Annotated in this window: 20 protein-coding genes and 1 pseudogene; 12 read left to right on the forward strand and 9 right to left on the reverse strand. The window is 66.2% G+C overall.

Going from position 1 to position 23,572, the window contains the following annotated elements; genetic code table 11:
• Positions 1-41: 41 nt before the first annotated feature.
• The 9 genes from OSH10_RS20365 (at position 42) to OSH10_RS20405 (ending at position 9,837) form a co-directional block, all read left to right on the forward strand.
• Positions 42-1,802: a substrate-binding domain-containing protein gene (locus OSH10_RS20365; RefSeq protein WP_266334225.1), complete on the forward strand. Its 1,761-nt coding sequence runs from the start codon at positions 42-44 to the stop codon at positions 1,800-1,802.
• A gap of 45 nt (positions 1,803-1,847) precedes the next feature.
• Positions 1,848-3,065 carry an ABC transporter substrate-binding protein gene (locus OSH10_RS20370; RefSeq protein WP_266334113.1) on the forward strand — a complete coding sequence of 406 codons (1,218 nt, stop codon included), beginning with the start codon at positions 1,848-1,850 and terminating at the stop codon, positions 3,063-3,065.
• Positions 3,066-3,242: 177 nt separating this feature from the next.
• Positions 3,243-4,124, forward strand: coding sequence for a carbohydrate ABC transporter permease (locus OSH10_RS20375; RefSeq protein WP_266334115.1), 882 nt, complete (start codon positions 3,243-3,245; stop codon positions 4,122-4,124).
• A complete protein-coding gene (locus OSH10_RS20380) occupies positions 4,121-4,954 on the forward strand; it encodes a carbohydrate ABC transporter permease (RefSeq protein WP_266334117.1) in 834 nt (277 codons plus the stop codon). Before OSH10_RS20375 ends, OSH10_RS20380 begins: the two co-directional genes overlap by 4 nt.
• A gap of 3 nt (positions 4,955-4,957) precedes the next feature.
• On the forward strand, positions 4,958-5,743 hold the full coding sequence (locus OSH10_RS20385) for an enoyl-CoA hydratase/isomerase family protein (RefSeq protein ID WP_266334119.1): 786 nt from the start codon (positions 4,958-4,960) through the stop codon (positions 5,741-5,743).
• Between the two features lie 2 nt (positions 5,744-5,745).
• Positions 5,746-6,522, forward strand: coding sequence for an SDR family NAD(P)-dependent oxidoreductase (locus tag OSH10_RS20390; RefSeq protein ID WP_266334121.1), 777 nt, complete (start codon positions 5,746-5,748; stop codon positions 6,520-6,522).
• A gap of 31 nt (positions 6,523-6,553) precedes the next feature.
• On the forward strand, positions 6,554-7,669 hold the full coding sequence (locus OSH10_RS20395) for a hypothetical protein (RefSeq protein WP_266334123.1): 1,116 nt from the start codon (positions 6,554-6,556) through the stop codon (positions 7,667-7,669).
• Complete coding sequence (locus OSH10_RS20400; protein WP_266334125.1) at positions 7,669-8,580, forward strand: SMP-30/gluconolactonase/LRE family protein; 912 nt, start codon at positions 7,669-7,671, stop codon at positions 8,578-8,580. The genes OSH10_RS20395 and OSH10_RS20400 overlap by 1 nt, the downstream gene beginning before the upstream one ends.
• 51 nt (positions 8,581-8,631) lie before the next feature.
• Entirely contained in the window at positions 8,632-9,837 is a 1,206-nt protein-coding gene (locus OSH10_RS20405) for a CaiB/BaiF CoA transferase family protein (RefSeq protein ID WP_266334127.1), read from the forward strand.
• Between the two features lie 265 nt (positions 9,838-10,102).
• Here the strand turns inward: OSH10_RS20405 and OSH10_RS20410 are convergent, their stop codons facing one another.
• The 5 genes and pseudogenes from OSH10_RS20410 to OSH10_RS20430 all read right to left on the reverse strand — a co-directional run bounded on the left by OSH10_RS20410 (position 10,103) and on the right by OSH10_RS20430 (position 15,316).
• Positions 10,103-10,915: a carbohydrate ABC transporter permease gene (locus OSH10_RS20410; protein ID WP_266334129.1), complete on the reverse strand. Its 813-nt coding sequence runs from the start codon at positions 10,913-10,915 to the stop codon at positions 10,103-10,105.
• 12 nt (positions 10,916-10,927) lie between these two features.
• Entirely contained in the window at positions 10,928-11,830 is a 903-nt protein-coding gene (locus tag OSH10_RS20415; protein WP_266334131.1) for a carbohydrate ABC transporter permease, read from the reverse strand.
• A 166-nt stretch (positions 11,831-11,996) separates the two neighbouring features.
• A pseudogene (locus OSH10_RS20420) lies at positions 11,997-13,221 on the reverse strand (ABC transporter substrate-binding protein).
• 109 nt (positions 13,222-13,330) lie between these two features.
• Positions 13,331-14,200: a sugar phosphate isomerase/epimerase family protein gene (locus OSH10_RS20425; protein ID WP_407660742.1), complete on the reverse strand. Its 870-nt coding sequence runs from the start codon at positions 14,198-14,200 to the stop codon at positions 13,331-13,333.
• 93 nt (positions 14,201-14,293) lie between these two features.
• Entirely contained in the window at positions 14,294-15,316 is a 1,023-nt protein-coding gene (locus tag OSH10_RS20430; protein ID WP_266334135.1) for a Gfo/Idh/MocA family protein, read from the reverse strand.
• A 236-nt stretch (positions 15,317-15,552) separates the two neighbouring features.
• Here OSH10_RS20430 and OSH10_RS20435 point away from each other — a divergent pair, with 236 nt between their 5' ends.
• The 3 genes from OSH10_RS20435 to OSH10_RS20445 all read left to right on the forward strand — a co-directional run bounded on the left by OSH10_RS20435 (position 15,553) and on the right by OSH10_RS20445 (position 19,595).
• Complete coding sequence (locus tag OSH10_RS20435; RefSeq protein ID WP_266334137.1) at positions 15,553-16,584, forward strand: LacI family DNA-binding transcriptional regulator; 1,032 nt, start codon at positions 15,553-15,555, stop codon at positions 16,582-16,584.
• An 87-nt stretch (positions 16,585-16,671) separates the two neighbouring features.
• On the forward strand, positions 16,672-17,892 hold the full coding sequence (locus tag OSH10_RS20440) for a putative DNA modification/repair radical SAM protein (RefSeq protein WP_266334139.1): 1,221 nt from the start codon (positions 16,672-16,674) through the stop codon (positions 17,890-17,892).
• 254 nt (positions 17,893-18,146) lie between these two features.
• Entirely contained in the window at positions 18,147-19,595 is a 1,449-nt protein-coding gene (locus OSH10_RS20445; protein WP_266334141.1) for a UdgX family uracil-DNA binding protein, read from the forward strand.
• Here the strand turns inward: OSH10_RS20445 and OSH10_RS20450 are convergent, their stop codons facing one another.
• The 4 genes from OSH10_RS20450 to OSH10_RS20465 form a co-directional block, all read right to left on the reverse strand.
• A complete protein-coding gene (locus tag OSH10_RS20450; RefSeq protein ID WP_266334143.1) occupies positions 19,596-20,369 on the reverse strand; it encodes an SDR family NAD(P)-dependent oxidoreductase in 774 nt (257 codons plus the stop codon).
• Positions 20,370-20,665: 296 nt separating this feature from the next.
• Complete coding sequence (locus OSH10_RS20455; RefSeq protein WP_266334145.1) at positions 20,666-20,854, reverse strand: hypothetical protein; 189 nt, start codon at positions 20,852-20,854, stop codon at positions 20,666-20,668.
• 78 nt (positions 20,855-20,932) lie between these two features.
• Entirely contained in the window at positions 20,933-21,934 is a 1,002-nt protein-coding gene (locus OSH10_RS20460; RefSeq protein ID WP_266334147.1) for a GntR family transcriptional regulator, read from the reverse strand.
• 83 nt (positions 21,935-22,017) lie between these two features.
• On the reverse strand, positions 22,018-23,571 hold the full coding sequence (locus tag OSH10_RS20465; protein WP_266334149.1) for a sugar ABC transporter ATP-binding protein: 1,554 nt from the start codon (positions 23,569-23,571) through the stop codon (positions 22,018-22,020).
• Position 23,572: the final 1 nt, after the last annotated feature.

Raw genomic sequence — 23,572 nt, forward strand, 5'->3', positions numbered from 1 at the left:
TCGTCTGAATAATGACCGACAGAGCAGGGGTCGTGATCAAGATGATCAAATCGCAACGCGAACAGCGCATTCTCGACATTCTGGCCCAGGCGGGCGAGGAGGTCTCCGTGCTGGAAATCGCGCAGCGCCTCGGCCGGGTTTCCGGCGTGACGATCCGGCGCGACATCGTCCGGCTGGCGCAAGAGGGCCGAGTCGAGCGCACCCATGGCGGCGCGCTTCTGCCGGCGACATCCCCGCAGGACGCCGAGGCGCCGATGCCGCGTGAAAGCGCGCTGCAGGATGAGATCGAGGGGGTCGACGCCATCGTGCTGCCGCCGATCGGCGGGCGCGGGGCGGATACGCTGCGGATGCTGGCCAAGCGCCGGCACATCCCGTTCCTGGCCGAATCCTCGCCGCAGGAAGGCGGCGTCTATCTCGGCCCCGACAATTTCACCGCCGGCCGGGAGCTCGGCCGCGCCGCCGGGCGCATGATGACCGGCGCGGTTGCCGAGGCTCGGTTGCTGCTGGTCTCGCTGGAGACGCTGCCGAACACGCGCGCCCGCTGCGACGGCTTCATCAAGGGTTTTGGCGAGACGTTTCGTGGGCTGGTGCGGCCATGGCGCGTCGACGGCCAGGGCAGCTTTCGCCTCGCTTTGCGCGCCAGCCTCGATGCCTTTGCAGCCTATCCCGACATCAACGTCATCTTCGGCGTCAATGATCACTCCGTTCTGGCGGCGATCGAGGCGTCCGACCGGGCCGGCGTCGCCGAGGTCAGCGCCTTCTCCGTCGGCGGCGAGGGCGGGGCGCTGTTCGATGCGCTCGCCTCGCGCGGCAAGCTCAAGGCGACCTGCGCGCTGTTTCCGGAAATCGTCGGCATCCGCGCCGTCGAGACGCTGGCGAGCGCGCTGCATGGCAGCGCCATGCCGGACGAGATCCGCACGCCGCATGTCGTCGTCACGCCCGACACGCTCGACCCCTATTATCGCAAATCCGGCGCGGGCTGGGGCCTGGCGCCGGAAGCCGAGGCCTCGATCCTGGGCGCGGCCGAGCGGCCCGCCTTCGTGCGCTCCGTCGGGCCGCGCCGCGCCATCGGCTTCGTACCGCATTATCCGGCGCATGACTGGTATCGCAACATGGCCCGCGCCATGCGCGAGCGGGCCGAGGCGCTGGGCTTCGAGCTGAAGATCGCCGCCCCCCAGTCCGGCATTGCCCGCGAGATCGCGGCGATCCGCCGCCTGATCGCCAGGAGCGCCGCCCGGCTGGTGCGCGACGGCGACACCATCCTGATCAACAGCGGCATCCTTTCGACGCTGCTGGCCGACGAACTGATGGGCTGCACGGGTATCACCATCGTCACCAACGCCGTCGACGTCATGGAGCGGCTTTCCGGCCGTCCGGGGCTGAAGGTCATCATGACCAGCGGCGAATACCAGTCGAAGGACCGCTGTCTGGTCGGTCCAAGCCTCGGCGCGCTGTTCGAGACGATGCGGGTCGATCGCGCCTTTCTGTCGGTCGACGGCATCTCGCCGCATTTCGGGCCGTCCGCCACCGACGAACGGCTGGCGCTGGCGGCCAAGCGCTTCGTCGACGCCTCGCGCGAGGTCGTCGTCATGGCCGACCATTCGCTGGTCGGCGTCGAGGCCAGCCACCGCATCGTGGCGCTCGGCGCGATCGACGACCTGATCACGGATTCCGCCTCGCTGCCGGCGGATCGGCTCGCCTTTGCCTCGATGGGCACGCGCATCACGCTTGCCGACGAGGAGCCGGAGGAGATGGCGGCGCCCCGGACGCACAGGCCGGTGGGGGACAGACGAAAGGCCTGAACGGCCGCACGCTTGCAGAAACCGAAGAACAACTGGGAGGATACCATGAAGAAACTGCTTCTCGCCGCGACGATGTTCGCGGGGCTGACGCCTGCCGCCTTCGCGCAGGAAACCATCACGCTGAAGTTCTGGGACAACCAGCAGACCGAGTCCGGCCTGAGCCAGTACCAGCATGAGGCGGTCAAGCGCTTCGAGGCCGAGAACCCCGGCATCAAGATCGAAGTCACGACCATTCCCTATCCGGAATTCCAGCAGCGCCTGCTGACCGCCGTGCAAGGCGGCAACGCGCCTGATATCTCGACCGTCGACCAGATCTGGCAGGGCGCCTTCGCCGAGGCCGGCGCGATCGCCGATCTCGATGCGCAGGCCAAGGCGGCCGGCATCTCGTCCGAGAGCTTCTTCAAGGGCGCCTGGGACTCGGCCAACTACAACGGCAAGCTCTACGGCATCCCGTTCAATGTCGACGTCTGGCAGTTCTCCTTCCTGAACAAGGCGCTGTTCCAGGAAGCCGGCATCGACCCGGCCTCGATCTCGACCTTCGAGGGGCTGAAGGCGGCGGCGGAAAAGCTGACCGATCCGGCCAAGGGCAAGTATGGCGTCGGCCTGTTCGGCCACAAGGGCGAAGACACGGTCGTCGTCATGGACAGCTTCATCTTCTCGAATGGCGGCAAGGTGCTGGACGAGAACGGCAAGTGCGCGCTCACCAGCCCCGAGGCGGTCGGCGCGCTCGAATATCTGCAGACCCTGGTGCCGTTCGCGCCGAAGGGCATCCTCAACGCCTCGTCGGGCGACATGCGCGAACTGTTCCTGAACGGTTCGCTCGCCGTCGAGTTCTGGCCGGCGCTGGAGCAGCCGACGCTGCAGAAGTCCAAGATCGACTGGGACTTCGAGAACGGCACCGCGCCGGCGGGCAAGACCCCGGTCGGCACCTATGGCGGCTGGAACCTCGTCGTCTACAAGTCGTCGCCGCACCAGGACGCGGCCTGGAAGTTCATCCAGTTCCTGACGCGCGAAGACGTCAATGGCGCGGTCGTCGACCTGGTGCCGGCCAACGTCAAGGCGGCCAAGACCTTCCTCGACGCCAACCGCAAGGGCGCCGACAAGATCATGACGCACCTGCAGAACGCCCAGCCCCGCCCGCTCTCGGCCCGTTATCTGGAGGTCTCCGACATCCAGGTGACGCTGGCGCAGGACGTCTATTCCGGCGCCAACGCCAAGGAAGCCGCCGCCAAGGCCTGCGCCGCCATTGACGGCCTGAACTAAGACCTGTCGCCGGGCGCGCGTCTAGAAAGCGCTGCCCGGCCGCTACCCTCTCCGTCATCCCCGCGAAAGCGGGGATCCATCAGGGCCTGAGACGCCTCAGGCTGAATGGATCCCGGGTCAAGCCCGGGATGACGCCACACCTGCGTCCGGCACGCCTATACCGAAAAGAAAAAAACCATGCTGAAACGCGATCGCTGGCTCACCTGGATCTTCGTGACGCCCGCCGTCCTGCTGGTCGCGGTCATGATGTATTACCCGATGATCGGCACGGTCATCGAGAGCCTCTACTCGACCTCGTTCATCAACCCGACGCCGAAATTCGTCGGACTCGCCGTCTACCAGAAGATCTTCGGCAGCGCCGATTTCGGCCAGATCGTGTGGAATTCCTGCGTCTGGACGCTGGCCGTCGTGGCGCTTCAGAACGGGTTCGGCTTCCTGAGCGCGCTGCTGCTCAACCAGAAACTGCCCGGCCAGGGCCTGATGCGCTCGCTGATCCTGCTGCCCTGGGTGCTGCCCGGCGTCGTCGCCGCCATCCTGTGGCGCTTCATGTACGACCCGCAGCTCGGCCTCATCAATTCGTTCCTGATCAGCGCCGGCTTCGGCGACCAGGGCCTCGCCTGGCTCGCCGACAGCTCGACCGCCATGGCTGCCGCGGTGATCGCCGCCGTCTGGAAGGGCTTTCCCTTCTGCACCATCGTCTATCTGGCTGCGCTGCAGAACGTCGAGGAAGAGCAGATGGAAGCGGCGCGCATCGATGGCGCCGGCGCGGTCCGCCGGCTCTGGCACATCGTGCTGCCGTCGATGAAGGAGGTGATCGTGATCAACTTCATCCTGACCACCATCCTGACCTTCAACTATTTCGACATGATCTGGGTGCTGACGCGCGGCGGGCCGCAGAACGCGACGCACATCTTCCCGACCAAGATCTACGAGCTCGGCTTCGGCCAGTTCCGCTTCGGCGAGGCGGCCGGCTATGGCGTCGTCTCGATCGTGATCCTCGCCCTGCTGATCACGCTCTATTTCCTGGCCCAGGGCTCGGGCCGAAAGGCTGCATCATGAGCGTCGCTCCCTCCAAGACCTCCCGCGCCGGCCTGATGCTGCTGCAGCTCGGCCTCTGCGTGGTGATCCTGCTGCCCTTCTTCTGGATGGTGTCGGTCTCGCTGAAGCCGGCTTCCGAGCCCTTCGCCATTCCGGCCCGGCTCTGGCCGCAGAACCCGACGCTGGAGAATTACGTCACGGCGTTCCGGCCGGAATTCCGCACCTATTTCTTCAATTCGGTCGTGGTCTCGCTGTCGACCGTGGTGATCACCGTGACGCTGGCGCTGTTCGCCGCCTACTCCTTCACCCGCACGCAGATGCGCGCCATCTCGGTGCTGATGCTGCTGGTCATCGTGGCGCAGATGTTCCCGGCCAGCGCCATCATCATCCCGATCTACAAGATGATGAAGGCGGCGAACCTGCTGAACACCTATGCCTCGCTGATCCTCGCCTATGTGACGGTGACGCTGCCCGTGGCGATCTGGATGCTGCGCGGCTTTCTCTCGCGCCTGCCGGTCGCGCTGGAGGAGGCGGCGGCGATCGATGGCGCCGGGCCGTTCAAGATCTTCTTCCTGATCATCCTGCCGCTCTGCAAGCCGGGCATCGTCGCGACCGCCGTCTTCGTGCTGATCGTCACCTGGCAGGAGTTCCTGTTCGCGCTCTCCTTCACCTCGACCAAGGACATGCGCACGCTTCCCGTCGGCATGAACGATTTCATCGGCCAGTACGGCATCCGCTATGGCGAGCTGATGGCAAGCTCGGTGCTGATCTCCGTGCCCGTGATCGCGATTTTCTTCCTGCTGCAACGCCAGTTCGTGGCCGGCCTCACCGCCGGCGCCGTGAAAGGCTGACCGATGACCGAACCTCTTGTTCTCAGCGAAGACATTGAGCCCGGCATCGTCCGGCTCACCTTCAACCGGCCCGACAAGCTGAATGCGCTCTCGACGCCGCTGATGCGTGAGTTCGAGGCGCATCTGGACAGGCTCGCGACCGATCCCGCCGTGCGCGTCGTCATCCTCGCTGGCGCGGGCGAAAAAGCCTTCGTCGCCGGCGCCGACATTGCCGAATATCGCGGCAATCGCCGGGCCGAATTCATCGCCTATCAGCTGGAAAGCCGGCGCGTCTTCGACAAGCTGGAAGCGCTGCCGAAGCCCACCATCGCGGCGATCCGCGGCTATGCGCTGGGCGGCGGCTTCGAGATCGCCCTTTGCTGCGACGTCATCCTCTGCGCCACCAGCGCCCGCCTCGGCCTGCCGGAGGGCCTGCTCGGCCTGTCGCCCGGCGGCGGCGGCACGCAGCGCCTGACCCGCGCGGTCGGCCGCATCGTCGCCTCCGACATGATGCTCGCCGCCCGCCGCATCACGGGCGAGCGCGCGTACCAGCTCGGCCTCGCGGCCGAATGCGTCGCCGACGAGGCGCTGGTGGAAACCGCGCTCAGCCGCGCCCGCGCCATGCTCAAGGTCGCGCCGCTGGCGCAGGCCGAGATGAAGCGGCTGATCCGCCAGGGTCCCGACGCGGCGCTGCCGGTGGCGCAGGGTTTCGAGCAGGAAGTGCTGTTCCGCCTTTACGGCACGGCGGACGGCCAGGAGGGCATCGACGCCTTCCTCGACAAACGTGATCCGGTCTTCAAGGGAATATGACGATGCGTGGAAGCGAACTTTTGGGACGGGTTGCCGTCGTCACCGGCGCTGCCATGGGCATTGGCCGCGCCTCGGCCGAGGCGCTGGCGCGGGAAGGCGCGGCGATCGTCGTCGCCGACATCGATGAAGAGGCAGGGGCAGCGACCGCGGCGGGCCTGCGCGGTACCGGCGCCGAGGCGATCTTCGTGCGCACCGACGTCTCGGTCATGGCCGACATGGAGGCGATGGCGGCGGCGGCCGTGAAGGCCTTCGGCGGCATCGACATCCTCGTCAACAATGCGGCCCGTGCGATCGGCGGCGTCGTCGACGAGATCGACGAGGACAGCTGGAACACGGTCCTCACCACCAATCTTTCCAGCGTCTGGCGCGGCATGCGCGTCTGCGTCCCGGAAATGCGCAAGCGCGGCAAGGGCGCGGTCGTAAACATGTCCTCGGTGCAGTCGCTGGCCGGCTTCAAGGGCTGGGCGGCCTATGCGGCGGCCAAGGGCGGTATCAACGCGCTGACCCAGCAGGCGGCGATCGACCTCGCCCCGCACGGCATCCGCGTCAACGCGGTCGCGCCCGGCACGATCATGACGCCGCTGAACGAGAAGATCTTCGCCACCCATCCGGATCCCGAGGGGTTGATTTCGAGCTGGAACAACGCCCATCCGCTCGGCCGCTTTGGAGAAGCGCCGGAAGTTGGCGAAGCGGTCTTGTTCCTGGCCAGTGATCGGGCTTCCTTCATCACGGGAGAAATCCTGCGCGTCGATGGCGGCCTCGTCGTCCGGGGCGAATGACGCGCGGTCATCATCACGGGAAGGAAGCGGAATGAACGGGAACGATTTTCATACGATCGAGGCCAGGGGCGTCAAGGCGACGCTCGACCTGCGTGGCGGCCATGTCCGCGTCTTCGCGACCGAGCAGGACGGCCGCACGATCGAGCCGCTGCACACCGCTCCTTGGGTCGATGACAAGGCGATCTATGAGGACGAGAGCCTCGACGCCAATCTGCGCTTCCTGTCCGGCGATTTCTTCTGCGCCCCCTTCTCGGCCGCCGATTTCGAGCCGGCGCCGCCGCATGGCTGGCCGGCCAATTCGACCTGGAAGCTGGTCGGCCTCGAGGCGCACCCCAAGGGCGGCCAGACGGCGCGCTACGAGCTGGAAAAGCGGGTGCTGGGCGCCAAGGTCATCAAGGAATTCACGCTGCGCGACGGCCATCCCTTCCTCTATGAGCGCCACATCTTCGTCGGTGGCGAGGGGGCAGTGCCGGTCGGCAACCACGCCATGACGCGCTTCGACGCCGGCGGGCGGGTCTCCTTCTCGCCCAAGCGGTTCGGCATGACGCCCGATACCGGGCTGGAGCCGGATCCGGCGCGCGGCCGCTCGGTCCTGGCCTATCCGTCTCGCTTCGAGGATTTGACCAAGGCCCCGCGCGCCGATGGCGGCACGGTCGATCTCACCACCTATCCGATCGGCTCGCGTCAGGAGGATTTCGTCGCCCTGATCGAGGACTCGAAGAACAGCCTCGGCTGGGCCGCCGCCATCCGCCCGGACAAGCGCGATATCTTCGTGTCGCTGAAGAACCCGGCCGATTTCCCGATCACCATGATGTGGTTCTCGAATGGCGGCCGCGACTATGCGCCCTGGAACGGCCGCCACATCGGCGTGCTCGGCCTGGAGGAAGGCCGCACCTATGCCGGCTATGGCCACAAGGCCTCGATCGCGCCGAACCCTTGGTCGGAGGCCGGCATCCCGACGGCGCTGACGCTCGATCCGGCCGGCGAGGTGGAAGTGCGCAACGTGATCGGCGGCGTCGCGCTGCCCCAAGGCTGGACGCGCGTCGCCTCGGTCGAGGCCGGGGATTCCGGACTGGTGCTTACCGACGAGGCCGGCGGCACGGCGTCGGTGCCCTATGACGCGCAGTTCCTGACGCGAGGCGCATGATGGCCGGCGCGGGGATCCATCACGGCTTTTCGACCGGCGGGAATACGATTCTGCCGGCCGAGCGCGCCACCGTCCTGTTTGACGGCATCTTCTCCTCCCCGCGCCTTCAGCATCCCGAAGGTGTGGCGGTCGGGCCGGATGGCTGGGTATGGGCCGGCAGCGAGAATGGCCAGATCCTGCGCATCGCGCCGGATGGCTCCGCCATCGAGGAGGTCGCCTCGACGGGAGGCTTCCTGCTCGGCCTTGCTTTTGACGGCGACCGGGCCCTGTTTGCCTGCGACTCGCGGCACAGGGCCGTGTTCCGGCTCGACCTCTCCGACCGCTCGCTGACGCGTTTCACCGCGCCGGGCATCGAGGTGCCGAACTATGCCGTGGTCGATCGCGCCCGTGACCGTCTCTACGTTTCGGATACACGGGCGCCGAGCAATCCCGGTCCGTCGATCTGGTCCTACGATCTCGCCAGTGGCGCGGGCGATGTCTGGCATGGCGGCCCGTTCGACCATGCCAATGGCATGGCGCTCGCGCCCGAGGGCGACGCGCTGTTCCTGTGCGAGACCTTCGCCCGCCGGATCACGCGGATCGCGATTGCGGCCGATGGTTCGGCAAGCCGTGCGACGATCTGGTCGGACGATCTGCCGGGTCTGCCGGATGGACTCGCCTTCGACGATTCCGGCGCGCTGTTCGTCGGCTGCTACGAGCCGTCGCGCGTGCTGCGGATCCCGGCCGGCGGGGGGCCGTCCGAAATCTATATCGAGGATGCGACCGCCCATGTCCTCGCCCATCCGACCAACATCGCCTTCGACGGCGCGGCCCTGTTCACGGCCAATCTCGGCCGCTGGCACGTGACGAAGATCGATACCGACACGTCCGGCACGCCGCTCTGGCGCCGCTCGATGATTGCGACCGACTAACCAGGGCCACCCGCCCGGGCGGGGGCCAACGATGCGTGTGAGGAACCGACCATGACCGCCGCCAAGGCCCTCCAGGACGTCACCGTCCTCGATCTGAGCCATCTTCTGCAGGGCCCCTTCGCCACCCAGCTGCTCGCCGACATGGGCGCCAATGTGATCAAGGTCGAGCGGCCGGGGCAGGGCGACCTGTTCCGCACGCTGACCTTCAACAATCGCTGGGTCGGCGGCACGGAAAGCCCGAACTTCCTCGCCTGGAACCGCAACAAGCGGTCGCTGGCGCTGGACCTGAAGGCGCCGGAAGCGAAGGAGATCCTCTACAGGATCGCCGAGACGGCCGATGTCGTGGTGCAGAATTTCCGCCCCGGCGTGCTGGAGCGGCTCGGCTTCGGCTATGCCGATTTCGCCAAGGTCAATCCGCGCATCATCTATTGCTCGGGTTCCGGCTATGGCGACAGCGGGCCGTATCTCGCCCGGCCGGGCCAGGACATGCTGATCCAGGGCCTGACCGGCATCATGGCCGCGACCGGCCGCGGCGACGGCCCGCCGGTGCCGGTCGGCTCCGGCTTTTCCGACCAGATCGGCGCCATGAACATGGTCTATGGCATCCTCTCCGCGCTCTACTGGCGCGAACGCTCCGGCGAGGGACAGGAGATCAAGGTCGACCTGCTCTCGGCCATGCTGGCGCATCAGGGCCAGGAAATGCTGATGGCGATGAATTTCCAGCAGGATTTCGTCCGCCCGAATTCCGGCATCGGCCATCCCGGCATGGATGCGCCCTTCGGCGTCTACCCCACCTCGGATGGCTGGGTGACGGTGGCGATGAGCCCGTTCAAGCGCTTCGTCGGCGTGCTCGGCGACGACAGCCTGCTGGTCTATGACAATCCGAAGGATCTTTTCGACAAGCGCGACGAGATCTGGGAGAAGCTCGCGGCGCTGACCAAGGGCTGGACCACCGCCGATCTGATGAACGCGCTGCTCGCCGTCGACATCTGGTGCGGCGAGGTCAAGACGCATCTGCAGGCCGAACAGGATCCGCAGGTAAAACATATCGGCGCGATCACCCGCTACGAGCATCCGACCGCCGGCACGGTCAAGGTCGTCGCCCCGGCGGTGAAGATGTCGAAGACCCCGTCCGAGATCGAGCGCCCGGCGCCGCGCATCGGCGAGCACTCGCGAGAGATTCTGGGCGAGTTCGGCTTTGACGCGGCGACGGTGGATGGCTGGGTAGCGAAGGGGTCGGTCGCCGAGGTGAAGTAGGGGGCCGCGAAGTCTTCCGGGCAGATAAACCCGCTCCGCCATCATCCTGAGGTGCTTCGCGCAGCGAAGCCTCGAAGGAGGTTCCAGCGGAGCACTGCTGCTTGCAGTCCGGTCCGGATCCGGCAAGACCAGTTCCCTGGACCCTCCTTCGAGGCCCGGCTTCGCCGGGCACCTCAGGATGATGGTTGGGGGCACGCAGCGGGCCGTGCATGGCAGACTGAACAAAAAAACCCCGCCGAAGCGGGGCCCTTTCATTTTCCGCCGCCTACTTCAGCGCGCCGGCGGTCAGCCCGCTGACGATCTTGCGCTGCAGCAGCATGAACACGATGACGATCGGCGTCACATAGATCACCGCATAGGTCATGATGCCGTTCCAGTCGGTGGTGTTCGGGCCCATGAAGTTCATCAGCCCCACCGTCGCCGTCTGCAGGTCCTCCTGCGAGATCAGCGTGCGCGAATAGACATACTCACCGAACGACTGCAGGAAGATCAGCACCGAGGTGACGAGGATGCCGTTGCGCGCCAGCGGCACGATGATGCGGAAGAAGGCGACGATGCGCGAGGCGCCGTCGACGCGGGCGGCTTCCTCCAGCTCCTTCGGGATCTGCATGAACGAGGTGCGGCAGAGCACGATGTAGAGCGGCAGCACCTTGGCGGTCTGGGCCAGCACGACGGCGAAGCGCGGCGTGGCGATCAGGCCGATCTGGTTGAACAGCACGAAGATCGGCGTCGCCATCAGCGACGGCGGCAGCACCTGCATCATCAGGATCAGGAACAGGACGAGGTCCATCCAGACGCTGCGGACGCGGGCCAGCGCGTAGGCGCAGCCCGTGCCGATCAGGGCGGCGATCACCGTGGTGCCGCAGGCGACCACCAGCGAGTTCCACAGATAGACGTCCATCTTCTTGTCGATGAACACCCGCACGAAGTTGAACTGCGGATCGGCGGGCCAGAAGCTCGGCGGATAGGTGAAGGTCTCCGACGACGGCTTGAAGGCGGTTAGATACATCCAGTAGAGCGGGAACAGGTAGATCGCGAGGAAGCCGATGGCGACGACCAGCAGGACATAGCGTTTCATGGGTCGCGCTCCTCAGGCCCGGTGTTCTTGGCGCGTCGAGCGCACGTAAAGCAGCGCGACGACGATGACGAAGCCGAGCATCAGCACCGAGACGGCGCTGCCGGTGGCGATGTCGTAGTTCTGGAACGAGAGCTGCCAGGACCAGTATTGCGCGACGTTGGAGGAGTTGGCCGGGCCGCCCTGGGTCAGCGAGGCGAACAGGTCGAACTGCTGCAGCGTGAAGATGATGCCGAGACAGGTCACCGCGCCGATGGTCGAGCGCATCATCGGCAGCGTCATGTGCCAGAACCGGCCCCAGGGCCCGGCGCCGTCCAGGGCGGCGGCCTCGTACATGTCCTTCGGAATGCCGGCAAGGCCCACCGAGAGCAGGATCATGTTGAACGGGATGCCGAGCCAGATATTGGCGATGATGACGGAATAGAGCGAGATCGCCGGCGTCGACAGCCAGAAGATCTTGTCGTTGACGATGCCGGTCGACATCAGCATGTAGTTGAGCACGCCGAAATCGCCGGCGAAGATCCATTTCCAGATCGCGCCGGCAACCAGCGCCGGGATGATCCAGGCTGCCAGGAACAGGCCGCGCAGATAGGTGGCGCCGATGAAATCCTGCTGGAAGAACAGCGCCAGGCCGAAGCCGATGGCGAGCTGGAACACGATGCTCAGGCTGACGAACAGCGCCGTATTGCCCATGATCGACCAGAATTCCGGCGCCGCGAACAGCGCCCGGTAATTGGCTAGGCCCACGAAGGGTCGGATCAGGTCGCCGAGCGAGAACATGTCCACTTCCTGGAAGGACATGGCGACGTTGTAGACGAGCGGGAAGGCCGAGAAGACGAGCAGATAGGCGAGCGCCAGGGCGGCCAGCGCCACGTCGAAACCGCGTCCATCGCGTAGGCTGCGCAGAAGCGCCGACATTGGCTATCTCCAGGATCCGGAACGGGCCGGGGGCGCGCGTTCGCAAAACTGCCGATGATGGGGTGCCGTTCGTCCGGCGGCGCAGGCGCGGCCGGGCACGGCGGAAAGGGGGCCGGCACGCCGCCCGAGGGAAGGCAGCGTGCCGGCGGTGCGCTTGGGAGGGCGCTTACTTCTTGACGATGCCGTCGATCGTCGTCTGCGCCGTGGTCAGCGCGGTCTTGGCGTCAGCCTGGTGCGTCAGCGCCTGCTGGATCGCGGTCGAGATTCGCCTTGGAGATCTTCGCCCAATCCGGCGACGGGCCGCGGACGCGGGCATACTTCATCGATTCCTCGAAGACGGCGTACTGGGGCGCCCACTTCGGATCCTTGGCCTCGACCGGGTAGGACGGCAGGAAGCCGAACTCGTTCCAGACGCGGGGCATCTGCGAATACATGTATTCGAGATAGAGGAAGGCTTCCTTGGGATGCTTCGACTTGGCGAAGATCACATTATTGCCTTCGCCCAGCGCCGAGGCGCGGGTGTCGCCAACCTTCTCGGTCGGCAGCAGCGCGACGCGGACGTCGAACTTGACGTCCTTCGCCATGCGCGGCAGCTCCCACGGGCCGGAAATGCCCATGGCGGCGTTCTGCGCGTTGAACGAAGCCATCGAGTCATACTGCCCGCGGATCAGCGTATCGGGCGAGGCCAGCTTCTCGTCGAGGATCTTCTGCCACATCGTGAGCGCGCGAACGGCGCCGTCATCGGCGATGTGATCGAAATCGGCGCCGGTCGACTGCGCCCAGGGCAGGAACTGGAAGGTGCCTTCCTCGTTCGAATTGGCCGAGAAGGCGAGACCGTAGACGTTCTTGGCCGGGTCGGTAAGCTTCTTGGCCGTCTCGTACAGCTCTTCCCAGGTCTGCGGCGGCTTTTCCGGATCGAGGCCGGCGGCCTTGAACATATCGGCGTTGTAGTAGAGCGCGATGGTGTTGGAGCCGCGCGGCAGGCCGTAGATCTTGCCGTCCCAGGTGACGGAAGAGAGCGGACCCGGGAAGATCTTCGAGGGGTCGACGATCTTGGAATCGGCAATGTACGGGGTCAGGTCGAGCAGCGCGCCCTTGGCCGACAGGAACGGCGTGTTGGGATTGTCGACATAGGCGACGTCCGGGGTCGTGCCGGTCGCAACCGCGCGCATGACATCATTCGCCCAGTCGGCGAACTCGACGCGCTTGATGTTGATCTTGATGTCCGGATGGAGCTTCATGAACTCATCCGCCATGACGTAATTATAGCCCGGATCCGCCTGGCGATCGATCGTCCAGACGTTCAGTTCGACGGGCTCCGCTGTTGCGGCGGCGGTCATGGCCAGAACGCCAGCGGCGCCCAGCAACAGGGTCTTGGTGAAATTCGCCATCGGTTTCCTCCTTGGTGGCGAGCAATCAAACCCACGCTCCTCCGCGTGGCGGGGCACGGCCCCGGCAGTCCCGCCGGCAGGCCGGCGGGTTGGTCGTCGGCGCCGGCGATCAGGCCGGGTTGGCGATGAAGGACATCCCGCCACGGGCTTCCTTCAGGTAATTCAGCGACTTGACCTGCCCGGTGATCTCGAGCTCGTTGCGATAGACCGGGTCATGCCAGCCTTCGATATCGATGCAGCCCTTGTAGCCCGCGAGGCGCAGTTCGCTGATGACGCGGGTCCAGTCGCTGTCGCCGAAGCCCGGCGAGCGCATCTGCACGAAGGGATACTTTCCGAAGATGCCGTTCTCGCGGATGACGTCCCAACGGATCGTCGCGTCCTTGCCATGGACGTGGAAAATCTTCTGCGCCCATTTGCGGATCTGCGGGATCGGGTCGATCAGATAGACCATCTGATGGCACGGCTCCCATTCGAGGCCGATATTGTCGTCCGGCGTCTCGTTGAAGATCAGCTCCCAGGCGTCCGGATTGTGGGCGATGTTCCAGTCGCCGCTCGCCCAGTTGCCGTCCATGGCGCAATTCTCGAAGGCGAGGCGCACGCCCTTGTCGGCGGCGCGCTTGGCAAGCTCGCTCCAGACCTGCTTGTAACGCGGCAGGCTTTCCTCGATCGACTTGCCACGGATACGGCCGGTGAAGCCGGCGATCGTCTTCGCGCCGAACAGATGCGCGTTGTCGATCAGCGTCTTCCAGCCTTCCAGCGTCTGCTGGTCGATGTCGGTGGTCTCGAGCGGATTGCCGAACATGCCGAGCGTGTCGATCTTCACGTCGGCGTCGCCGATCGCTTCCTTGAGCTCGGCGGCGAGCTTCGGGATGTCCTTGCCGCCGATCGTCTGCCAGAAGAACGGCTCGATCGATTCAAAGCCAAGTGGCAGGATCTGCCGGACATAGGCGGCCGGGTCGGGGAGGTTCCCCTTGATCATCGTGCCGATGCGGATGTCGAGAAGCGGATTGGTCAAGGCATCAATTCCCTGGAGCGTTTAGGCCGATGTCGCGGGGACGCGGCCAGCAAAGGTTCAGATCGTGATTTCGACGCGGCGTCCGGTCTCGGCGCTTTCGATCGCGCCGAAGACCATGGCGAGGCTGTTGATGTTCTGGTGGCCAACCGTTTCCGGCTCCGGCCCGCCGCGCGTGGCGGCGATGAAATCCTGCAGGACCCCGAGGTGGCCGCCGGTCCGGTCGGATTCGGCGAGTGGAGGGATCTCGCTGGCAACCACCTCGGAGAAGAGACCGTCGATCGCTTTTCCTGCGATCTCGGCGCGAATGTCCTGGTGGCCGTCCCAGACGAGCGTCCCCTTGGTGCCGACGATGCGCCAGGCGGATTCCCAGCTCGTCATCAGCCCGTCGGCGCACCAGCTGCCGCGATAATTGAAGATCACGCCGTCGCCGAACTCGAAGATCGCGGCGGCGGAGGAACCCTGTTTGTACCAGGAGTTGCTAGGGTTCCATTCGCGGCAATAGACGGCTTCCGGCACATTGCCCGACATGAAGCGGGCGGCGTCGAAGGTGTGGATCGCCATGTCGAGCAGCAGCACATGGTCCATCTGCTCGCGGAAGCCGCCGAAATGCGGCGCCAGGAAGAAGTCGCAATGGATCGAGGTGACCTCGCCGATCGCTCCCTGGTCGATGGCGCGGCGGATGCGGCGCACGCCTTCGAGATAGCGGCGGTTCTGCACGACGACATGCAGCTTGCCGGCAGCCTTGGCGCGGCCGATCAGGTCGCGCGCCTGGTCGAGAGTCTCGGCCATTGGCTTTTCGGAGAGGACATGGCAGCCGGCGGCGAGCGCCGTTGAGACGATATGATGGCGGGCGGCGGGGATGACCACGTCGAAGACGACATCGGGCTTCGCCTCGGCGATCAGGTCCTCGATGCTCGTGGCGATGACGATGTCGCCCAGCTCGAATTCGGCCGCGCGGGCTCGCGCCGCGTCGGAGTTGATGTCGGCCAGTCCCACGATCTCGAGATCGGGGATGGTCTTGGCGGCGGCGAGCCAGGCGCGGCTCATCGCTCCGCAACCGATCAAAACGGCACGTTGCATTCCGGACTTCCTCCCACGGCCAGTTCCTCAAACATCGCACCGCAAACGTTTACGGTGCGATGCAATAAGGCCGTAAACGTTTACGACAACACCAAACTGAGGTACGCTTGTCAAGTGCGAGGGCGCAGGCAACCGGCGGTGCCTGTCGTCAGGTCGGGTGCACGCTGGACCAAAAATGATGTACGCAAGGCGTCCGACGTCGCGGTTCGGCCGGGCGAGGGTGAGGGGACGGCACGGTGAGCATCAAGGAACTGGCGCAGCGGCTGAACATCTCGATCGGCACCGTGTCGCGGGCGCTGAACGGGCGCGCCGACGTCAATCCCGACACCCGCAAACGGGTCCTCGCCGCCGCCAAGGCGATGGGCTATGTCGCCAACCAGTCCGGCCGCAGCCTGCGCCAGGGCACGACCAACGTCATCGGCTTCACGATGGAGACCAATGTCGAGACCAAGACGCACGGCGACACCTTCTTCATGAGCGTCTTCGACGGCGTCCAGACGGTGTTCGCCCGCCACAAGCTCGACCTGGTCGTCCTGCCCTGCCACTCCGAAGATGATCCCTTCGACCATCTCCGTCGCGTCGTCTCGCGCCAGTTTGCCGATGGGCTGATTCTGTCGGCGACCCAGCGCCAGGACCCGCGCATCGACTATCTGATCGAGCGCGGCATCCCCTTCGTGACGCTGGGCCGCAGCCTTTCCGGCGGCGAGCATTCCTGGATCGACATGGATTTCGAGGGCGTGGCGGCGCAGTCCGTCGCGCGGCTGGTCGCCCGCGGCCATACCCGCATCGCGCTCGCCAACACCACGCGCGGCATCAATCTGAGCTATGTGTTCGAGGACGCCTACAGGGCGGCGCTGGCCGGTCACGGCATCGCCTACGACCCCGACATCGTGCTGCGCGGCGACATCACGGAGCTTGGCGGCTACCAGCTCTGCGAGAAGCTGCTGGCGCTGCCCAACCGGCCGACCGCCGTCGTTCTGGTCAATGAAAGCCTGGCGATCGGTTTCTATCGCCGCCTGCACGAGGCCGGCCTCACGCCGGGACGCGACATGGCGATCATCGGCTTCCGGCAGAGCCCGCAGGCGCGATTCCTGTCGCCGGCACTGACCTGCTACCGGTTGTCGCTGCACGATGTCGGCGTCGAACTGGCGCAATCGCTGCTCGCCACCATGCCGGCCTACAAGGACCTCTACCCGCTCGGCACCGTGCAGAAGATCTGGCCGATGGAACTGGTCCCGGGCGAAAGCGATCCGCCGCTGCACCCCTGAACCAACCCGATTTGCAACCGGCCGTCCCTTGCCGCCGGTCCGTCATCGACCTAGAACATATCGTGAACAGAATGAGGATGGGCAACGATGGACATGCTGGAGAAGCTCGGGATCCTGGCAGATGCCGCCAAGTATGACGCTTCCTGCGCTTCGAGCGGCACCGACAAGAAGCACGCCCCGGCCGGCAAGGGCCTAGGCTCGACCGAGGGCATGGGCATCTGCCATTCCTATGCGCCGGACGGCCGCTGCATCTCGCTGCTGAAGGTGCTTCTGACCAATGCCTGCAATTTCGATTGCCTCTATTGCGTCAACCGCGCCTCGTCCAACGTGCCGCGCGCCCGCTTCACGGTGGCGGAAATCGTCAAGCTGACGCTCGATTTCTATCGCCGCAACTATATCGAGGGCCTGTTCCTCTCCTCCGGCATCATCCGCAATCCCGATTACACCATGGAGCAGGTGGTGGCGGTGGCGAAGTCGCTGCGTCTCGACCACGGTTTTCACGGCTATATCCATCTGAAGACGATCCCAGAGGCGAGCGAGGCGCTGATCACCGAGGCGGGGCTCTATGCCGACCGCCTGTCGATCAATGTCGAACTGCCGACCGAGACGGCGCTGACGGCGCTGGCGCCGGAAAAGAGCATCCCCTCGATCCGCCGCACCATGGGCCGGCTGCGGCTGAAGCTCGACGAGGCGAAGTCGGAGAAACACCTGAAACACGCCCGCCGCTTTGCCCCGGCCGGCCAGAGCACGCAGATGATCATCGGCGCGGATGATTCGACCGACCGCTCGATCCTCGATCTCTCCGCCAGCCTCTATGGCTCCTACCGGCTGAAGCGGGTCTATTATTCCGCCTTCAGCCCGATCCCGGATTCGAGCCTGAAGCTGCCGCCCAGGGCACCGCCCTTGATGCGCGAGCACCGGCTCTACCAGGCCGACTGGCTGCTGCGCTTCTATGGCTTCGAGGTCTCCGAAATCGGCGGCAAGGGCGGCATGCTCGATCTCGACATCGACCCCAAGCTCGCCTGGGCGCTGGCCAATCGCGACCGCTTCCCCGTCGATCTCAACCGCGCCCCGCGCGAAGCGCTGTTGCGCGTGCCCGGCCTCGGCGCCAAGACCGTCGAGCGGCTGATTTCGGCCCGCCGCCATCGCACGATCCGCAGCGACGATCTGGTGCAGCTGCGCCTGCCGCTCGCCAAGCTGATGCCCTTCGTCGTGCTCGGTGACCACAAGCCCTCCAGCCTGCTCGATTCGGAACGGCTGTCGACCTTGCTGCGTCCCAAGCCGACGCAGATGCAACTGCCTTTCTAGAAGCTCGTTGGGTGGGAGCCGTTGGCCATAGCAGGCGACACGACCATCATCCTGAGGTGCCCGGCAAAGCCGGGCCTCGAAGGAGGGACCAGCGAGCACCGGATGCGAATTGTCGTGCGGGGGACCATCTTGAGCGTCTCAACAAGTTTAGAGTGCCCGCTGGATCCTCCTTCGAGGCTTCGCTTACGCGAAGCGCCTCAGGATGATGGCGGAGCGGGTGGATCGGCCAGGATAGCCGGAGGACTGCCGTAGCCATGCACCGGATCGCGCTGGCGGGACCCACCGACTTCAAGGGCTGGCGCGACGCTGCCCGCCGGCTGGCGCGGCAGGGCGTCGAACCCGCCGACGTGGTCTGGACCGTGGCCGGCGAGTCCAGCGATCTCTTCGCCGCGCCGGGGCTGGAGACGCCGGCGGCCACCGCGCCGGAAGGGCCGGCCTTTGCCGTGCCGCGCGCCTTTCTCGATCTCGCCGAGACCGCGATCCTGCACAGCGATCCCGAACGGTTCGCCTTGCTCTACACGATGCTTTGCCGGCTCAGGACGAATCACGACGCGCTGGAGGACAGCGTCGATCCGCTGGTCATCCGGCTCAACGGTTTCGCCAAGGCCGTGCGGCGCGACATTCACAAGATGCACGCCTTCGTCCGCTTTCGCGCCGTCGAAACGGAAGCGGGCGAGTGCTTCATCGCCTGGTTCGAGCCGGAGCATCATATCGTCGAGGCGGCGGCGGCGTTCTTCGCCCGCCGCTTCGCCTCGATGCGCTGGTCGATCCTGACGCCGGAGCGCAGCGTGCATTGGGACGGCGAGATCCTGCGCCTGTCGGAGGGGGTCGATCGCTCGGCCGCACCGGGCGAGGATGCGCTGGAGGATCTCTGGCGGCGCTACTATGCATCGATCTTCAATCCCGCCCGGCTGAAGGTGCAGGCGATGATGTCGGAGATGCCGCAGAAATACTGGCGCAACCTGCCCGAGGCCTCGCTCATTAAACCGCTGATCGACCAGGCGGAGCGAAGGAGCGCCGAGATGGTCCAGTCCGCCACGACACCCGCCAATCCCCGGCCGCAGCGCGCCCGGCCCGCGCCCGCGGAAGCGAAAGAGGCGCCGGCAATGGCCGGCACGATCGGGGCATTGCGGGCCGAGGCGGCGGGCTGCCGGCGTTGCCCGCTCTGGGCGCCGGCGACGCAGACCGTCTTCGGTGAGGGGCCGGAGGACGCCGAGATCGTGTTTGTCGGGGAACAGCCGGGCGACCAGGAGGATCTGGCCGGGAAGCCCTTTGTGGGTCCGGCGGGCCAGGTGTTCGATGCGGCGCTTCGCGACGTCGGCATCGACCGTGGCCGCGTCTATGTCACCAATGCGGTGAAGCACTTCAAATTCGTGCCGCGCGGCAAGCGACGCCTGCACCAGAAGCCGAATGTCGCGGAAATCGTCGCCTGCCATGTCTGGCTGGAGCAGGAGCTCCAGATCCTGCGGCCGCGCCTGGTCGTGGCGCTCGGCCTGACCGCGGTGCGCAGTTTGACGGGCAAGACGATGACGCTTGCCTCCGCGCGCGAGCAGAAGCTGCAGACCGAGACAGGAACGGCGCTGGTGGCGACGATCCACCCGTCCTATCTGCTGCGCCTGCCGGACGAGGCGATGAAAGCGCGCGAGCACGCGCGCTTTCTCGAGGATCTGAGGCGCGTGGCCGATCTGGCCAGGGTTGCCTGACTACCAGCAGGTATAGCCGCCATCGGCCGAGACGATCGAGCCGGTCATCAGGCTGGCCGCGTCGCTGGCGAGGAAGTGCACGACCGAGGCGATTTCGTCGGTCTCGCCCATGCGGCCCATCGGGGTGCCGCCGATCCAGGCTTCGTTCATCACCGGATCGTCCTTCACGAAGGCGGTCAGGGGCGTGTTGATATAGGTCGGGGCCACCGCGTTGACGCGGACGCCGCGCGAGGCCCATTCGGCAGCCAGCGATTTGGTCAGGTGGTGCACGCCCGCCTTGGAGGCATTGTAGAAGGCCTGCTCCTGCGGCTTGTTGACGATGAAGCCGGACATCGAGCCGATATTGACGATGGCGCCGCTCTTCGCCTTGAGCATGTAGTTGCCGAAGGCGCGGCAGCACCAGAAGGTTCCATTCAGATTGACGTCGATGACGTTCAGCCAGTGTTCGTCGGTGACCGTCTCGGCCGGCGTCATGCTGCGGGCGATGCCGGCATTGTTGACCAGGATGTCGATCTTGCCGTGCTTGGCGACGACGTCGTCGGCGACCTGGTTGACGCGGGCGGAGTCGGTGACGTCCATCACCACGACCTCGACGTCATAGCCCTTGGCCTTCAGGCTGGCCTGGCCGGCCTTGGCAACGGCTTCGTCGCGATCGGCGATGATGACGGTCGCACCCGCTTCGGCCAGCGCTTCGACGGTGGCGAGGCCGATCGACTGGCCGCCGCCCGTGACGAGCGCGACCTTGCCGTCGAGACGGAGCTTTTCGAGATACATTCTTTTCCTCCTGAGAATTTCTCGTAGGCCATCAAGCTACTGAACGATCATGGTGCCGTCACGATCGAAGCGATGGGTTTTCGAGGAATTTGGCCAGAGAAAAGCGCTCTCATGGCGCGCGCGCCAATACAAGCGGCCCAGATCCGCCTGGGAGGCGGCCGGGCTTCTTATACGCCGGTGGGAGAGCGGGGCGCTGAAGAGTTGGCGACGGGCCGGAATCGGGGGCATTCGGGCCCGTCGCCCCGGCCGATGCATCGGGCAGGAGCATCGGCCGGAAAGTGGTCGGTGGGCCTCGGTCAGCCGTCCTGGTCCTGGCTCGGGCTGCCGAGCGGCGGCGCCTTGGCGCTCCCGGGGCGCGCGGGCTTGGCAGGATCATGCGGCTCCGCCTGCTTGCCGGGGTCGTCGCCCTGGATGTCGGCAGGACGATTTTCGTTGCCGAAGCTGCTGTTGCCTCCGGCCTTGTCCTTGTCATACGGCGTCGACATGAAGTGCCTCCTTCGTTTCCTCGGGAAGAAAACACGGCAATGTCGATCCGGTTCCCCTTCGGGAACGAGAGGAACGGGTCAGGTGACGGCGATCAGGAACGGCACGCGGTGCCGGCGGCCCTGCCGGTCGAGCTGGGTCAGCCGCTCCCGGTTGGAGATCACGGAACGGCGCAGGTGCCGCTCCAGCGCGCGCTGCGCTTCGGATGTCCGGCCGGCCAGAAGGTGCTCGAACACCTCCAGATGCTCGCCCAGCATCACCTCGATCTCGTCGGTGTCGCGATGGCGCTGAAACGTCTCGTGCATGGCGATCAGCGGTAGCTGGCTGCGGCGGATCGCGTCGCGCAGCTGGCTGTTGCTGCAGCGCAGGACGGTTTCGACATGCAGGTCGTTTTCCAGCTGCTCCAGCCGGGCCGGGGTGCGTTTGCCCGCCTGCACCCGGCGGATCCGCTCGTGCCGGGCGCGCAGCTCGGCCGGGTCGAGATGCGGCAGGGCCTGCTCCAGCGCGATCGGTTCCAGCAGCCAGCGCAGCTCGAAATGCTCGTGCAGCAGCTCCGGCGTCAGCGGCCCGGCATACCAGCGCTGGTTCTTGTCCTGCGTGACCAGCCCGGCGCGATCGAGCCCGGTCAGCACCTCATGCGCCACGGTGCGGCTGACGCCGTAATGGTCGGCGAGCAGGCTCTCGTTCAGATGGAAGCGGCCATAGGGCAGGCAGCAGGCGACGATGTGCTCGACCTCGGGGTAGATCGTGGCGCGACGATTGCGCGTGCGCGGCTCGATCATCCGCGCATCGGGCAGCGTCAGCCCGGCCTCGATCAGGTCAAGGCGCAGCGGCGGCGCGCCGGCATCCTCGCCGATCATCAGCCCGCGCCCGCCGAAGCGGACGACCAGGCCCTCATCCTCCAGCCGCCGCAAGGCGGCGCCGGCGGGGATGCGGCTCGACTGGAAGGCCCGCGCCAGCGCCGTCTCGCCAATCACCAGGCCGCGCGGCAGCCGTGCCTCGACGATGTGTCGCCGCAGCACGCGGTAGATCACCTCGTAGAGCGGCAGCTCCATGTCTTCCGGTTCAGCCATCGCCGACATCGGCGCGCCCTCCCGGCCCGTCCTGCGACGTGGCGGCCGGGGCCGGCACGGGCGATCGCCCGGCGCGGTTAGCGTGCCGCCGGTCAGACACGCGCCGCCTCGGGCGCCGGGCCTGTCTGGGGCATCGGGCTCGCCTCGGCGCTGCCGGCGTGGATCAGCGCCATGATCTCCCGGCTCATCGGCTCATAGCGGAGCGAATTCTCGATCGTGCCGGCGATGGCGAAATCGCGCATCACCAGGATGCGGTCGGCCAGCGTGATCATCTCCGGCATGTCGCTCGAGATCAGCAGCACGGAAAGCCCCTCGCGGGTGATCTCGCCGATCAGCTCGTGGATCGCGGTCTTGGTCTTGATGTCGATGCCGACCGTCGGCTCGTCGATGATCAGGATCTCGACGCCGGCCGCCAGCCATTTGGCGATCGACACCTTCTGCTGGTTGCCGCCCGAAAGCTTGCCGACGGCCTGCTCGATCGACGGCGTCTTCACCTCGAGCTTGTCGACCAGCGGATGAACCATCTTGCGCTCCGTCGCGCGGGTGATCAGGCCGAGACTGGAGGCGATGCGCCGCCAGACGGTGATCGCGACATTGGAGCGGATCGGATGGGTGAGGATCAGCCCTTCCGCCTTGCGGTCCTCGGAGATGTAGCCGAGGCGGTGGCGGCGGATGGCGGTCGGAACGTCGGGGATCGTGACCGGCTTGCCATGCAGGCGCAGCTCGCCCGAAACGACCTTGCCGTCGCCGATCAGCGCCCGCGCCAGCTCGGTACGGCCGGCGCCGACCAGGCCATAAAGGCCGAGGATCTCGCCCTTGTGCAGCTGGAAGCTGACGTTCTTGTGGCCGAAGGAGGTGGCGAGGTTGGTCGCCTCCATCACGGTCTGCGAGCGGTCGGCGCTCCGCGTCCCCATCTCGGCGACGCGCTCCTCGCGGCCGATCATGGCCGAGACGATCTTGCCGCGGTTCATCGCCGAAATCGGCTCGCCGGCGGCGGCGATCTTGCCGTCGCGCAGCACGGTGACGCGATCGGAGATCGCCATCACCTCTTCAAGCTTGTGGCTGACGAAGACGATCGCCTTGCCCTCGTCGCGCAGGCGGCGGACGACGGCGAACAGCGCATCGGCCTCATGACCGGTGATCGAGGCGGTCGGCTCGTCGAGGAGGAGCACCTGCGCTTCCAGCGACAGCGCCTTGGCGATCTCGACGATCTGCATCTGCGCCACCGAGAGATGGCGGACCTCGGTGCGGGTGTCGATCGTCGGATCGATCAGGTCGAGGAATTTTCGCGCCTCGGCATGCACGCGGTCGAAGTCGATGACGCCGTTCCGGGTCGGCGGCCGTTCGATCATGATGTTCTCGCCGACCGTGAAGCGCGGGATCAGATTGCGCTCCTGGTGCACGGCCGAGATGCCGGCGGCGATGGCGTCGCGCGGCGAGGTGAAGTCGACCGGCTTGCCGTCGACCAGCAGGCGGCCGCGATCCGGCCGGTAGAGGCCGGTGATGATCTTGATCAGCGTCGACTTGCCGGCGCCGTTCTCGCCCATCAGCGCGTGGGTTTCGCCGGGCAGGATCTCGAACGAGACGTCGTCGAGCGCGGTGACGCCGGGGAAATCCTTGCCGATGCCTTCTATGGTGAGACGCATG

Origin of the sequence: Kaistia defluvii, assembly GCF_026343955.1 — a bacterium.
GTDB lineage: Bacteria > Pseudomonadota > Alphaproteobacteria > Rhizobiales > Kaistiaceae > Kaistia > Kaistia defluvii.